The following is a 13,802-nucleotide window of genomic DNA, read 5'->3' on the forward strand; positions in this document are numbered from 1 at the left end:
CCCTACGTCAGAAGATTGAACAGGCGCAGCCTTGCCTAAGAGCCTGTTCCGTCTGTTTCCGCTTACAGGCTGCGTCCCTTATCCAGATAGGTTTGAAACTCCGCCTCCGGCACCATGCTGCCGCCCGTTCCCCAAACCAGGTGGGTAGCGTTCTCCAGCTGAACATGCGTAAAACTCATACGCTGCAGATATTCAGGCGAGTTCAATACCCGCGCCATGCCGGGCACGCCAGCCAGGGCGGAGGGTTCCAGTTTGACCTTGTCCTGTTCGTAGGCAATGACCATCAAACGGTATAACTCTTCGTCCGTGACGGTGTAATAGCCGTCGATCAGACGTTGCATGGCTTTGCCCACGAAGCCCGAAGGGCGTCCTACGGCCAAGCCATCAGCGGCGGTGACGTTATCAATTCCGAAGTCTTGTACGCTGATCTCATCATGCAAACCGGTATAGACGCCCAGTAGCATGCAAGGCGAGTGGGTCGGTTCCGCAAAGAGACAATGCACGGCATCGCCAAAAATCAGTTTCAGGCCAAAGGCTACGCCACCAGGGCCACCACCAACGCCGCAGGGCAGGTAGACAAACAAGGGGTGGTCCACGTCCACAATAATGCCCGCTTGCTGAAACTGTGCTGCCAGTCGTTCGGCAGCCACGGCATAGCCCAGAAAAAGATCCGGGGAGTTTTCATCATCCACAAAGTAGCAGCGCGGGTCCTGGGAGGCTTGTTCGCGGCCTTGCTCCACCGCCACGCTGTAATCGGATTGGTGCTCGACCACATTGACGCCGTTGGCTCGCAGCTTGTCTTTTTTCCATTGGCGGGCATCGGCAGACATATGGACGCTGACTTTAAAGCCCAGCTTGGCACTCATGATGCCGATTGATAGTCCCAGGTTGCCGGTGGAGCCGACGGCGATGGAGTATTGGCTGAAGAAAGTACGGGCCTGTTCGCTATCCAGCTGGCTGTAGTCGTCCGTCAGCGTGATCAGGCCTGCTTCCAGTGCCAGATCCTCTGCATGTTTCAGGACTTCATGAATGCCGCCACGGGCTTTGATGGAACCGGAAATGGGAAGTTCGCTATCAGCCTTCAGCCACAAGGCCCCTGCCTGCTCCAGCACGTTTTCTTGAATCAGTGTTTGGCGTAGCTGATGCAAGGGCTTGAGAGGGGATTCGATAATGCCGTTGCTGGTTGCGGTATCCGTAAAGACGGCCTTCAGATACGGCGCAAAGCGTTGCAGACGCGCGCTGGCAGCCTGCACATCCTTGGCGTCCAGTCCCACATCTGCCAGGGCTTGGGCGGTGGGGGCGATGGCTGGATTGAACCAGGTGCTTTCTTTCAGGGCGATCAGATCGCGGATAAGGGGATGGCTGTCTTGCCAGGCCGCCAGGGTTTTTCCATGGATCATGCGTTCACCTGATGAGTAACTGGGTTTCATGGGTAAAGAGAGGAAAGATGCTACACGATTGTGCTTAATGATAGGGATGGCAAGGAGCTCGAATGGAACAGGGAGGAGCAGGAGAGGGCAAGGCGGAAAGTGATGACTATCGCAGTCTGCTTGTCAGGCTTGGAAGTACAGACAAAATGGTGGAAGCAGTCTGCAATTGAGTGCCGGTGCTCCGCGAAACAGGAAAACACTGCCCTCATCAAGAGGGCAGTGTTAATGGCTTTAAGGGTGTCTGTCTTGGGGTTCAGATCTTCTGGATTAAAGCGTCAGGCACGCTTTAATCCAATCAGGAAGCGCGGATGTTAATACCGTGCATCCTTGGGTTTTTTACCATTCGGCCAGTCGTTCACTTTGCCCGCAAAGTCAGGCCGTGGCATATGCGTAAAGTACTCGGCAATGTCCACAGCATCCTGATCATTCAGCACACCCCCTTGGCCCCAGGCTCCGTGCGACGCCACGCTCATGGGCATGTTGTACTTGATGAATACCGCGGCCTTGAAAGTACGTGCCATACCCGCGCCTATATTGAAGGATTCATCCCCCCATAATGGCGGAAATACGATATTGCCGCGTTCATCCTTCAGGCCTTGACCTTCAAAGCCGTGGCAGCTGGCACATTGGACCGCATAAAGTGCTTTACCACGCTCGGGATTGGGGATCAGATCATGATCCAGTGGGCCGTCAATAGGCACCTGGACTTTTTGACCGGCTTGAACCCCTTGCGCCAACCACTTCATATACGCCAGCATGCCTTGCATTTCCGGCGAGTCTACAGCTATGGCCTTGCCATTCATGGAGCGCATGAAACAGCCATTGATGCGGCCGGCCAAGTCCACCATCTTGCCCGAGCGGGGCATGACCTTCGGGTAGCTGACAAAGCTGTTGATGTAATGCGCACCGCGCGGAGCTTTGCCTTGGTCAATATGACAACTATTGCAGTTCATGGCGGCGCCCACATTGTCGGGCAGCAGACGACGTGTTTCGTTCAAGAGGCGTTTGCCGTACAAAATGGCGTCGGCGTTTGGTTCTTTCTCGATCAGCAGGTCCGAAGGAATGGTGTATTGACCCACCACCTCTTTGCTTTCCACATTAATAATGGGATACGTGGCTGGGGTCGGGCCCGTCAGGGCGGGGCTGGAGGCAAAGGCATACCAGCTTGCCACTGCGACACCGGCAATGGCCACCGCCAGAACGGACAGGGTTTTGGCTTTACTCATGGCTGGCTCCTTGAGGCAGGATATTGGGCGATTTATTGGCTACAAACTGGCGGATGTGGGCAACGTCGGCCGCCTGCACGGTGGGGGCCTGGTTGGTCCAGCTGGTACGAATGTAGTTAACAAGATCGGCGATTTCCTGGTCGCCCAAATGGCGGAAGGCAGGCATGGTGAAGGTCATTGTGTCGACCTTGTTTTCAGGCATACGTCCACCTTCCAGGGTCACTTGAATGACTGATTGCGGGTTGTTGGCAAAAACAGCCGAGTTGCCAGCCAGCGCCGGGAAGACGCGCGGCACGCCCTTGCCATCAGCCCGGTGACAGGTCACACAGTGGGCGGCATATAACCAGGCGCCGGGCGAGGTGTACTGACCATCCAGCTGTGTTTGCGTAGTGGTATCCGCTTGGTGCGGGATCTCGGGGTTGCGACCTTTGACGGGTGGCAGGGATTTCAGATACTGCGCCATGGCCTTCTGGTCCCGAGGTGTCATGTACTGAGTGCTGTGTTCGACCACATCCGTCATGGCGCCAAAGGCCGCTACTTTATCGGTACGGCCGGTGGCAAAGAAATCCAGCAGCTCGTCTTCAGACCAGCTGGCCAGGCCACGACCTTCGCCGCGCAGGCTCTTGGCGCGCCAGCCATCAATGACGGCACCGGACAGATAGTCGTCACCGTCTTTCAGGCTCAAGGCCAGTTCTTGATATGCCACGCCGCGCGGTGTGTGACAGGCACCGCAGTGGCCGGGGCCCTGCACCAGATAAGCCCCCCGGTTTTTCAGATCATCCAGGCCTTCATCAGCCACAAATGTCTGATCAGTGGGAGCAAACAACCATTGCCAGAAAGCAATGGTCCAGCGCATCTGGAAGAGCTTGGGCAAAGTGGGCTCGGCGTTTTGCTGTTTGACCGCCGGAACGCCCTTCATGAAATAGGCGTACAAGGCATTCATGTCCTCGTCGCTCATGACCGAGTAGGAGGGGTAGGGCATGGCGGGGTAGAGTGCAGCGCCGTCCTTGCGTACTCCGTGCTGGACGGCCGTCTTGAACTCGTCCAGGGTGTAATTGCCTATGCCGGTGTCCTTGTCGGGTGTGATGTTGGTGGAGTAGATCGCTCCCAGCGGGGTTTGCATGGCCAGGCCGCCTGCATACTTTTGACCGCCAGGAACGGTATGACAGGCCACGCAGTCGCCGGTGCGGGAGACGTAGGCTCCCTGCTTGATCAGGGCGTCATCATCCAGCTTGATGGTGCTTGCCGAGGGGGAGACGATGCTGCGTTGCGATAAAATAAGCTGAGATCCACCATAAGCGGCCCCCAACCCCACTAGTGCAAGGATCAAGGTCTTAGATAAGACATTCATAGACATTACCCATAATTATTAAATAAATGCGTCAAATAACTTCGAGTCACACTCAGTACGGATGGTATAGAGAGCCCAGGAGGCAAGAAACCGTTGTTCGGAGCAGAATTGATCTAACTCAATGGTTATGTATATAGGCTTATAGCGGGTTGCGATTGCAAACTTAAAGCGCCACTTATATGGCGGCTAAATAGCAGGACTCGTTGCCCGCCTCCCTGTAAAAGCTTCTTGAGTTTGCTTGTTAGTATCAAAAAGATACATAAAGAATTATTTGGGTATATTTAATCCATCGAGACATCAACAAAGCCCGGCATGCTGCGCTCTAGCCTGTCTGCGTTGGATGCTGATTTCATGTGTCGTGCAAGCAATGGGCAGCTTGTGGTGCTCTGGCTGATTTTGAAAGGCTGCCATCACCCACGATTTTGTTTTACTTACACGGAATTCTCATGCTGAAGATACGGCTGAAAAAAGTGAGCCAGACTTTGCTTCTAGCTGCTCTTTGTGCCACAGCAGTGCCCGCCACGGCTGATACGCCACAGGCTGTCAGTCTCTTGCAAAGCAGCCGCGCCATTGCAGAGTTAAGTCGCTATACCCAGGAAATCGCCCGCAAAGTCGCGCTGCGCCCAAACTTCACCAGTCTGCAATATGCCTTGATCGAAAATGACACGATTGTGCTGACCGGTCATGCGGGTAAAAACGATACGCCTCTGAATCATGAGACGGTGTATGCCATTGGCTCGGTCAGCAAGCTGTTTGCGGTAGTCAGTGTCATGAAGCTGGCGCAGGAGGGCCGGCTGGATCTGGATACGCCTGTTTATCAGTACATGCCGGACTTTCGCATGGCTGATCCACGTTACCAGCAGATTACGGCCCGGATGCTGTTGAATCATTCGGCGGGCTTGCGTGGCGACGACATCATCAATGACTCCTTGTTCATGGGGGACAACAATCGCAAAGGCTATGAGCAGTTCTTAGACACCTTGGCTGTGCAAGGATTGAATGCAGATCCGGGAGCGTTCTCCGTGTACTGCAATAGCTGCTTTACCTTAACGGAAAAGCTGGTTGAGTACGTAAGCGGGCAGAGTTTCACGGACTATATCCAGACTTCTTTCAATACGCCTTTGGGCATGACGCATACCAGCACCCCGATGAATGGGCCGGGGGAGAATTATGCGCGTTTGAAATGGCCTGGCCGAGACAATGGTTTGCCCTGGATTCACTACAACGTGATTGCTTCGGGCGGAGTGAACTCCACCGCCGAAGATATGGCCAGGTTTGCCCGTTTGTTCATGCAGGACGGTCCCGGTATTTTGTCTATGCAATCCCGTGAGGCCATGCAAACGCCTGAATATTTACGCGGTTTGTGGCCAGAGGATGTGGACGATAACGGCAATTACGGCTTGGGCTGGGACAGTGTGAAGCTGTATCCCTTTAACGATCTGGGCATTCAGGGCTTGGCCAAAGGCGGTGACATTACCGCACATCATGCGATTTTGGTGGTGTTGCCCAAGCTGAATATGGCGGCTGTGGTGCTTAGCGCAGGGGGGAATAGCGGCAAGAATCAGCTGATTGCGAAGAAAATGCTGCTCAAGGCCTTGGAACTGAAAGGCTTTGATGTGTCAGTGTTGGCAAACAAGTCTTTTTCTGTTGAGGCGGACGCGCCCATGCCTGCTGAGTTGCTGCGCTATGCCGGGGTATACGGCGATAGCGGTGCTTTGATGCAGGTGAACATCCAGGCTGATGGCGCCTTGAGCATTGAGACCGGGAACGGCGTCACCGAGCAGTATCAATACGCCGGTCAATTGGGCTTTGTGAATGCCGAGCGTTCTATTCGTATCCAGTTTGTGGATGCTCCCAATGGCCGTATTTATCTATGGGATCGGCGTTACGAGACGGACAAGGGCTTGGGCCAGGAAGCCCAATCTGCTTACCGGGCGCAGAAATTGTCGCCCAATGTGCTGGATGCAGCGATTCAACAAGTCTGGGAACAGCGTAACGGCCTGCGCTATTTCCCGGTGAAGTATTTGTACAACTCCGAGTATTACTTTGTGGACGGGATGCCCGGTGCCAAGCTGGCGTTGAGCAGGGAGCTGGATGGCTATGTGGGGGCCTTGCGTATTCGTGATGCGCAAACTGCGGCCAGCGAGGTGCAAATTCCGGGACAGGCCGGTCGAGAAACCTCACACGCCAGTTTTGAGCTGCATGGTGACAAGGAATATCTCCTGCTCAATAACGACTTGATGCTGAGCGAGCAGGCTATTCGTGCTTTAACTAGTTCAGATCGTCGAGTTCTCTTAGACCCGCAAGGTTTTGCGCAATGGTTCAGGCTGGACGAGCCAACCGCTCAGAAGACCTTGACTGTGAACGTGCCGGCTCGTAGCGCCTATGCCGTGTATGACGAAGAGGGCGGCTGCATTCATTACAGCTTGCTCGATGGCACAGGTCCGGTGAGCCTGCCCACGAAAGGTCACATAGTGTTTGCCGGTTCTCCTACTGCCGTATTTGAGTTGAATATTCAGTAAAACCCGATTCCCAAGAGCGTCCTGCAGAGCACGGGCGGACGCTTTTTTGCCTTCTGACTCGTTTGGGTCAGAAGGTTTTTTTTGATCTTTTTTCGGGGGGCTCGGATCTGGCGCCACACAAGGCTTGCAAGCAAGCCCGAAGTGTCCGCCTAGTAAAAACCCTCTTGGATGTTTTTCTTGGAAAGACCTACTATTAGCCCTCAATTATCGGATATGAGAATTTTATGGTGTACGACTACGTAATTGTTGGAGCCGGGATGGCAGGCGTGTCTTTGGCCTACCGTTTGCCTGAAAGTGCCCAAGTGCTGGTTCTGGAAAGAGAGTCCCATGCTGCGTATCACTCCACGGGACGCTCGGCTGCGATGTTTGTTGAAACCTATGGTACGGAAACGATTCGTGCCTTGACTGTTGCGGGCAATGATTTTTTCAGCCATCCACCCGCGGGCTTTAGCGATCAGCCAATTTTGCTGCCGCGCGGTGTGCTGTATGTGGGGACCGCCGATCAGCAGGATTTGCTGGACAGCCAGTATCAGGATTGGCATGAACAAGGTCTGGATGTTAGCCGCTTGAGTGCCGAAGAAGCCTTGGCCATGGTGCCCTGTCTGGACCCTGCGCAATTGGCCGGTGCCTTGTATGACGGTCAGGGTCAGGACATGGATGTACATGCCTTGCACCAAGGGTTTCTGAAAGGCGCACAAGCCAAGGGTGTGAAACTGCGTCTGGATACGGAAGTGGTGTCGGCCAAGTGGGATGGCGAATGTTGGGAGGTTCAGCTCAACGCCGAGCCTGCGAGTTTGCGCACTCGTGTGCTGGTCAATGCGGCGGGGGCCTGGGCTGATACCTTGGCAGAACGCTGTGGCGTGCAGGCCTTGGGCATTCAACCCAAACGCCGTTCCGCTTTCCTGTTTTCGCCGCCCGAAGGTGTGGATCATCGTGACTGGCCCGCCGTCATTGATATTGGCGAAGAGTTTTACTTCAAGCCCGATGCCGGTATGTTGCTGGGTTCACCGGCCAATGCCGATGACGTGGAGGCCCATGATGTCGTGGCTGAAGAGCTGGATGTGGCCACCGGCATTTACCGTATTGAAGAGCGCACTCAGCTCCGTATCCGTCGTCCCAGCCACACTTGGGCGGGGCTGCGCAGTTTTGCTCCTGATGGTGAGCTGGTGATTGGTCAGGATGCAAACTGCCCCGGCTTTTTCTGGCTGGCCGGTCAAGGTGGCTATGGGATTCAAACCGCCGCAGGCGCGTCCTTGCTGGCGGCCAGTTTGTTGCAAAAGCAGGATCTGCCGGATTCTTTGAAGGCCTTGAATATTGATCCGGCTGTGGTATCACCCGCTCGTTTCAGAACATAAAAACAGCAGCACTTTGATCTCCCGGAGGAGAAAGCATGTCGAATATAAAAAATATCCTGGGCATTGCGATGGCCTTTGTCGGTGTGGTGGTGGGGGCCGGCTTTGCATCAGGACAAGAGATATTGCAGTTTTTCAGCAGCTTTGGGTATTGGGGGCTGCTGGGAGGGGTGGTCAGTGGTCTGTGCTTCACGATACTGGGCATGGCGGTGGGGGAGCTTAGCCAGGTTTCGGTATCGCATTCCTTCAAAGAGGGCTTGTATCTGATTTGTGGGCCGCGTCTGGGTGTGGTGGTCGACATCATGATTACCTTCTTCATGTATGCGATTGCCGTGGTGATGTTTGCTGGTGGCGGCTCGCTGATGGAGCAGCAATGGGGCGTGCCGGCGCAATACGGCAGTATCGCCGTCATGCTGATTACCGTGCTGATTGTGTTCTTGCGCGTGGATCGGGTGATGGCCTTTATTGGCAGCGTCACGCCCATCCTGGTTCTGATGATGATTTTCCTGTGTATTTACAGCTGGAATACGCGGGATTTGCCATTAGAAGAACTGGATGTGATTGCGCAGACTAAACCACAAGGTGCGGGGCATTGGCTGGTTGGCTCTTTGCTGTACGTGTCCTACAACATGGTGGTGGGGGCGCCGTTCCTGATGATTGCCGGTGCGCAAGCGACTTCTCGGCGCAACGCCTTGCTCGGTGGACTGGTAGGTGGCTTGTTGCTGGGCTTTTTGATTGTGCTGATCAGCGCCGGTGTGTTTGGCCGTATCGATACGATTGGCTCGGCGGCCTTGCCCATGCTGATGCTGGCTACTGAACAGTCCAAACTGCTGGGAACCATTATGTCCGTGGTGATTTTCGCCATGATTCTGACAACCTCGGTGGGTGTGCTGTATTCCTTCTCGGCCCGGATTTTTACGCCCAATACCCGTAAATTCAATATCGGTACGGCTATTGCTGGGGTGCTGGGACTGGTGGGCGCCAAGATTGGTTTCATCAATCTGGTGGGTACGGTATACCCGTTTTTCGGTTACCTGGGCTTTGTTTTGATGGCCTGGATTCTGATTGCCTGGTTCCGTTTGCGCCGCTTACAATCCAGGAATGCTACGTAATGAACTGCTCAGCAAGGAACAGGTAGGAACCCGCCTGCGCCAAGCCCGACATAATCAAAAACAGACACTCAAGCAGTTGTCTGAAAAAACCGGCTTGGCGCTATCTACCATTTCCAAAGCAGAGTTGGGGCAGGTCACTTTAAGCTATGAAAAGTTTGTGGTCCTGGCCCGTGCCCTGAATATTGAAGTCGGTTCTTTGTTTGCCGTTCCCGATCAGGAAACTGCGCAGCCATTGCCCACCACCGAAGTGGGCATTTCCAGCCATAAATCTACGGCCACCCCTGGCTATGCCACCCGCAACTATGAATACGGCCTGTTGTTTGGCGAGCTCAGCGGCAAGCACATGAATCCGATTCTGGCCGTGATTGATTCACGCGATGCCAGCGAGTTTGACGACTATATCCGTCACGCTGGGCAGGAGTTTGTGATCGTGCTGTCCGGCTCTATTGCCATTCAGTTTGAAACTGGCGAAACCCTGTTTCTGGAAGCCCACGAGTCAGCGTATTTTGACAGTGGTATCGGACATATCTATTTATCCACCAGCGAAGACGACGCCAAGGTTGTGGCTGTCTGTACCAGCGGCTTGCCGCCGGGGATTGTTTAAGGTTCGTCGCTTGGTTTGCGCTTGTCCGTCACATCATCAAAAATCGGTGGCAGGATGGTGTTTTGCGTGGCCGATATGGGTGGCGTGCCGTTGGTTTTCAAGGGGGCCACACAACGCGCGGTGGCGTGCTGGAAATACACAGTGCCTACTGGGCGGCCTTTCAGACGAGCCAGTTCGGGCTTGGCGTCAATAGCCGCTTCCGACAAGGGAAAGACAATGCCGCGTGTGGGGATGGTGTGGCGTGAGCTGGCTCCCTCATTGCTGCCGCCTTTGAAAATCCGTACGTGGGCTGGATCCCGGGTCGGGTCTGAGATCACCCATTCATGCAGGCCATTGGCCATATCCTGAATGCCCAGCGGATTGGGTGGGAAGGCGCCCGTCTTGTTTTTGTCTGCTTCATTGCCTTGCTCAGGCAAGTTGCGGCCTGCCTGCCACTGGCCGTTGTCGGTTGCCCAGGGAAAGGGCTGGCCACGGCTGCGGGCCGCGTACTCCCATTCAGCCTCTGTAGGCAGGCGCATGTCCAGGCCGTTGTTTTTTCCTAACCAGGCACAAAAGGCTTCGGCTTCGTCGTAGGGCATATTGGCGACCTGTTCGCCATCGCCTTTTACCGGCTGCCAGCGCGCAGGGCGCTTGGTTTGCTTCAAGAAGCGATCGTACAAGGCGTTAGTTGCCTCTTTTTTCATGATGGAAAAGGCGTTGACCTCTACCGGGTAGGGCTCCAGAGCCCCCTGATCCGGCTGTGCCACCCATTGCACGGACAACTCACCGTCGGAGTTACGCATGGGAACCTGAAAATTGCCGGCCATAAAAGAGCCGCCTTCTACCTGGATCAGTTCAGGACCGGGTTCGGGGCGCGTGGGTAGTGATCTCAGCACCAGCAGGAGCAGGACGCTGGCAACGATGAGGGTGGCGCTGATCCGAAAGGGGGTATGACGCAATCTTGTTTCCTTGCTCTCACCGCATGTGAGGTGAGAGCTTTGTCGATTAATTTCGCTTATATGGCCCCGTATTATTCCATGCCTGTTTATAAGACGGGTCTGTCTGAGCGCAGAGTTTAATGATTTATTGGTATGGAGGGGGCGTCTATTATGTTTATTCGGCGTTTTTAGACGGTTTTTCAGGGACAACCGTCAAAGGAATGCGGATAGCCTGGCCTTCCTGGATCATAAAGTGCCAGCGAGTGGCATCAAACAAGGCTGGGCTGATCTCAAAGACTGCGACATCCGAAACGCTCACCAAGGGGTTGATTTTGTCAGGGCCAACCGTGTCCAGATCATGAGCGTAGCGATAGTCCTGTGTCGCTCGCTGATTGGGCGCTACTTTCTGGCCTGAAGGGTCAACCAGAAACAGGCGTGGCCGATGGATCTGCGGATTCAGTGGACGAGGGCTGGTGTTGGTGTAGCGGTAGTGCAAGACGATAAACAGATTGTCCTGACGCGCCGGAGTTGCCAGTTCCCCGGAGTCCAGCTGAGTCTGACGCTGCCATTCATCCAGATAAGTATGCAGGCGCACACCCTGATAGTCGGGCGTGAACAAGGTCGTCCCGTAGTTCAGAACGGGAGCCGCAGGCGGGATAGGCGCAATGCCGGGAAGGGAGCCAGGCTGCTTTTGTGTAGACAGAACCCGATCATTTTGACTGTAGGCAGTGGCAGAACACAAGGCTAAAGCGGCGCACAGCCAAAAACGGGGCAGGGTGACAGTCATGGATGTGGACAGGGCCGCTTCAAGAGGTGTAGGCAGGGGAATGGGGGCCTTAATCGCAGGCAAAAAATAAACGGCTCATGAGCCGTTTTTCTTAACTACTTTTTTTAGATCGTCCAGCTCTTTGCGCAGGGCGACAACTTCGTCACTGAGCAAACCAATAACGGCCATTTGACTTTGATACATTTCGACCAGCGGGTGGTAGCTAATCCCACGGCTGGTCAGTTCCCGACAAAGCGCGCTAAGCCCGGTGCCAGCGCGCTTGGTTAAAGTAGCCATCTTCCTGTGATCCATAAGCCTGCATCCTGATCAGTAGTTGTTCGATGTTTACATCCATTAACCATACCAAAATTCGGTGACAATAGTCGTTTTTCTTAAAACTTCTTGTATATCTGTGGTTTAGCGACAGGTCTAGCCCACTTGGAAGTTGCCTTCCGGGTAACGAATACGGCTGCGTTTGCGTGTGGCCAGCGAGTAAATCAAGGTTAGAGGCCCGAGTCGGCCTGCAAACATCAGCACCATGATCAGGATCTGGCTAGGCGTGGACAGCTTGTGGGTAATGCCGTGACTCATGCCGGTGGTACTCAAGGCCGACGCGGCTTCAAACAGCAGGCTGGTAATGGGCATGTCCTCAAACAAGGTCAGCAGCAAGACACTGATGAAGTACAGTGCGCCGGTAATCAGGAAAAGGGCCAGGGCTTTCTGTACGGTTTCCGGCGCCACGCTGCGTTCCATCAAGACCACTTCTTCGCGTTGACGGATGTAGGAGCGTACCGCCGCCAGCAAGACAATCAAGGTGCCGATTTTGATACCGCTGGCCGTACTGAGCGAGCCGCCACCAATCAGCATCAGCACAATCAGGGTCAACTGAGTGCTGTCGCGCAGGCTGGCAATGTCCATGGTGGTAAAGCCCGCGGTTCGGGTGGCCGCATTCTGCATCCAGGCAGCCAGTGCCTGATCGCCCAGGCCCAGCATGCCCAACGTGTTTGGATTCGTGAATTCCAGCGCCCAGAGACTGAAAAAACCAATCAGGTTCAGGATGAGTGTTCCGATCAGGATCAGCTTTGTGTACGGCAAAAGTGTTTGCCAGCGTTTTTTCTGGCCTACGTCGGCCAGTACGGTAAAGCCAATCCCGCCCAAAATAATCAGGCCGGATAAGGTCATTACTGACACGAAATCCCCGGAAATGGGGATCAAGGAGTCATGAAATAGCGAAAAGCCCGCATTATTGAAAGCCGTGACCGCATGGAACAGTGCGCGATAAAGGGCTGTGGTCCACGGTAAATCAATGGTCCAGCGCAGAAACAGAATGGCGGCGGCGATCAGCTCAATCAGGGCAGCAATCTTGAACACTTGAAAGGCTGTACTGCGGATGCGGGACACGCTGGTTTGATTAAAAGCTTCCAGTGCCAGTGCCTGCTGGCTGACACTGATGCGTTTGTGCATGGTGATGGCGGCAATCACGGCAAAGGTCACAAAGCCCATACCGCCAATTTGCACGAGCAGCGCCAGCACAATTTGCCCAAAGTGCGTCAAGTCTGTTGCCGGATCAATGACCGCCAGGCCCGTGACAGTGACGGCCGAGGTAGCCATGAACAGCGCCTGAAAAATCCCCAGCCGGGGCGTAGCCGCTTGTGGCAGGCTCAGCAAAATTGCGCCCAGAATAATCAGGGCCATAAAACCCAGCGCCAGCACCAGTGGCGGGCTGGCGCTCAGGGTGCGGGTATGAGGATTGACCTCAAGACGGCGAGTCAGACTATTGGGCAGCCAGTTGCGCATACATCAGACCAATTTGGGGGCGGCGGTACGAAGTGCTTGCAACTGTCCGAGCAGGATCAGCAGATCCTTGGCATGCAGGGCAAAATCAGCATCGGGCTGGATGGTGGTTTGGCCACGACGTTTGACCAGCAGGACCTGCACGTCGGCCATTTGCTCGCGCAATATGTCCTTGATGGTCTGGCCGTTCATATTGTCGCTGGCGGTGACTTCCACAACATAATCGCCGTTACCCAGAGAAATGTAATCGTTGACCATGGGGTAGCTGAGCATTTGGGCGACTCGTATGCCCATTTCTTCTTCGGGGTGAATAATCCGGTTCACACCAATCTTGGCCAGAATCAAATGCTGGGTATGGGAAATGGCTTTGGCCCAGATTGTCGGAACACCAAAGCTTTTCAGGTGAACCACGCACACCAGGCAGGATTCAATATCAGCCCCAATCGCAACCAGAACTACGTCATAATTGTCCAGCCCCAGCTCTTCCAGAGCCTGGCGGTCAGTGACATCGGCAATGACGGCACGGTTTAATTGGTCCGCATATTTGTTGACCAGTTTCGGATTGGTATCCACTCCCAGTACGGAGTGGCCCATTTTCATGAGTTCCAGGGCGCAGGCCGAACCGAAGCGGCCTAATCCTATGACGGCGAACTGTGCCATAGCTTATTTGATCCGTTTGATGCTTGAAACAATTTCAAGCCAAATTAAGCGTTGATGGTATAAAGACA

The 13,802-nt window shown here is 54.5% G+C and carries 12 protein-coding genes; 4 read left to right on the forward strand and 8 right to left on the reverse strand.

The window, feature by feature from the left end; genetic code table 11:
- Positions 1-62: 62 nt before the first annotated feature.
- From NIZ92_RS09410 to NIZ92_RS09420, 3 genes are all read right to left on the reverse strand, one after another.
- Positions 63-1,400 carry a D-serine ammonia-lyase gene (locus tag NIZ92_RS09410; RefSeq protein ID WP_254003168.1) on the reverse strand — a complete coding sequence of 446 codons (1,338 nt, stop codon included), beginning with the start codon at positions 1,398-1,400 and terminating at the stop codon, positions 63-65.
- Positions 1,401-1,741: 341 nt separating this feature from the next.
- On the reverse strand, positions 1,742-2,656 hold the full coding sequence (locus NIZ92_RS09415) for a c-type cytochrome (protein WP_035273223.1): 915 nt from the start codon (positions 2,654-2,656) through the stop codon (positions 1,742-1,744).
- On the reverse strand, positions 2,649-4,007 hold the full coding sequence (locus tag NIZ92_RS09420) for a cytochrome c (protein WP_035273221.1): 1,359 nt from the start codon (positions 4,005-4,007) through the stop codon (positions 2,649-2,651). The genes NIZ92_RS09415 and NIZ92_RS09420 overlap by 8 nt, the downstream gene beginning before the upstream one ends.
- 446 nt (positions 4,008-4,453) lie before the next feature.
- On the opposite strand from NIZ92_RS09420, the gene NIZ92_RS09425 reads away from it, so the two are divergent.
- From NIZ92_RS09425 to NIZ92_RS09440, 4 genes are all read left to right on the forward strand, one after another.
- A complete protein-coding gene (locus NIZ92_RS09425) occupies positions 4,454-6,529 on the forward strand; it encodes a serine hydrolase (protein ID WP_254003169.1) in 2,076 nt (691 codons plus the stop codon).
- 224 nt (positions 6,530-6,753) lie between these two features.
- Entirely contained in the window at positions 6,754-7,884 is a 1,131-nt protein-coding gene (locus NIZ92_RS09430) for an FAD-binding oxidoreductase (protein WP_254003170.1), read from the forward strand.
- A 35-nt stretch (positions 7,885-7,919) separates the two neighbouring features.
- Positions 7,920-8,993 carry a membrane protein gene (locus tag NIZ92_RS09435; protein ID WP_035273217.1) on the forward strand — a complete coding sequence of 358 codons (1,074 nt, stop codon included), beginning with the start codon at positions 7,920-7,922 and terminating at the stop codon, positions 8,991-8,993.
- Positions 8,983-9,597, forward strand: a complete 615-nt coding sequence (locus NIZ92_RS09440) for a helix-turn-helix domain-containing protein (protein WP_035273216.1) — start codon at positions 8,983-8,985, stop codon at positions 9,595-9,597. The genes NIZ92_RS09435 and NIZ92_RS09440 overlap by 11 nt, the downstream gene beginning before the upstream one ends.
- On the opposite strand, the gene NIZ92_RS09445 is transcribed toward NIZ92_RS09440, so the two are convergent.
- The 5 genes from NIZ92_RS09445 to NIZ92_RS09465 form a co-directional block, all read right to left on the reverse strand.
- Complete coding sequence (locus tag NIZ92_RS09445) at positions 9,594-10,535, reverse strand: SUMF1/EgtB/PvdO family nonheme iron enzyme (protein WP_254003171.1); 942 nt, start codon at positions 10,533-10,535, stop codon at positions 9,594-9,596. The two genes, NIZ92_RS09440 and NIZ92_RS09445, sit on opposite strands and share 4 nt — an antisense overlap.
- 154 nt (positions 10,536-10,689) lie before the next feature.
- Positions 10,690-11,364, reverse strand: coding sequence for a hypothetical protein (locus NIZ92_RS09450; protein WP_035273213.1), 675 nt, complete (start codon positions 11,362-11,364; stop codon positions 10,690-10,692).
- A 12-nt stretch (positions 11,365-11,376) separates the two neighbouring features.
- The gene (locus NIZ92_RS09455) at positions 11,377-11,577 is read right to left on the reverse strand and encodes a hypothetical protein (RefSeq protein ID WP_223254031.1); all 201 of its coding nucleotides are present in this window, start codon (positions 11,575-11,577) and stop codon (positions 11,377-11,379) included.
- Between the two features lie 132 nt (positions 11,578-11,709).
- Positions 11,710-13,077, reverse strand: a complete 1,368-nt coding sequence (locus NIZ92_RS09460; RefSeq protein ID WP_009454213.1) for a TrkH family potassium uptake protein — start codon at positions 13,075-13,077, stop codon at positions 11,710-11,712.
- 3 nt (positions 13,078-13,080) lie between these two features.
- Positions 13,081-13,734, reverse strand: coding sequence for a TrkA family potassium uptake protein (locus NIZ92_RS09465; protein WP_009454211.1), 654 nt, complete (start codon positions 13,732-13,734; stop codon positions 13,081-13,083).
- Between the last annotated feature and the right edge of the window lie 68 nt (positions 13,735-13,802).

Origin of the sequence: Alcaligenes sp. 1735tsa3 (assembly GCF_024134565.1) — a bacterium.
Classification (GTDB): domain Bacteria; phylum Pseudomonadota; class Gammaproteobacteria; order Burkholderiales; family Burkholderiaceae_B; genus Alcaligenes; species Alcaligenes phenolicus.

Coding starts and splice junctions, on each gene's coding strand:
- NIZ92_RS09410 (WP_254003168.1), bottom strand. CDS start 1,400: ATGATCCATGGAAAAACCCTGGCGGCCTGGCAAGACAGCCATCCCCTT.
- NIZ92_RS09415 (WP_035273223.1), bottom strand. CDS start 2,656: ATGAGTAAAGCCAAAACCCTGTCCGTTCTGGCGGTGGCCATTGCCGGT.
- NIZ92_RS09460 (WP_009454213.1), bottom strand. CDS start 13,077: ATGCGCAACTGGCTGCCCAATAGTCTGACTCGCCGTCTTGAGGTCAAT.
- NIZ92_RS09425 (WP_254003169.1), top strand. CDS start 4,454: ATGCTGAAGATACGGCTGAAAAAAGTGAGCCAGACTTTGCTTCTAGCT.
- NIZ92_RS09420 (WP_035273221.1), bottom strand. CDS start 4,007: ATGAATGTCTTATCTAAGACCTTGATCCTTGCACTAGTGGGGTTGGGG.
- NIZ92_RS09440 (WP_035273216.1), top strand. CDS start 8,983: ATGCTACGTAATGAACTGCTCAGCAAGGAACAGGTAGGAACCCGCCTG.
- NIZ92_RS09455 (WP_223254031.1), bottom strand. CDS start 11,577: ATGGCTACTTTAACCAAGCGCGCTGGCACCGGGCTTAGCGCGCTTTGT.
- NIZ92_RS09435 (WP_035273217.1), top strand. CDS start 7,920: ATGTCGAATATAAAAAATATCCTGGGCATTGCGATGGCCTTTGTCGGT.
- NIZ92_RS09465 (WP_009454211.1), bottom strand. CDS start 13,734: ATGGCACAGTTCGCCGTCATAGGATTAGGCCGCTTCGGTTCGGCCTGC.
- NIZ92_RS09430 (WP_254003170.1), top strand. CDS start 6,754: ATGGTGTACGACTACGTAATTGTTGGAGCCGGGATGGCAGGCGTGTCT.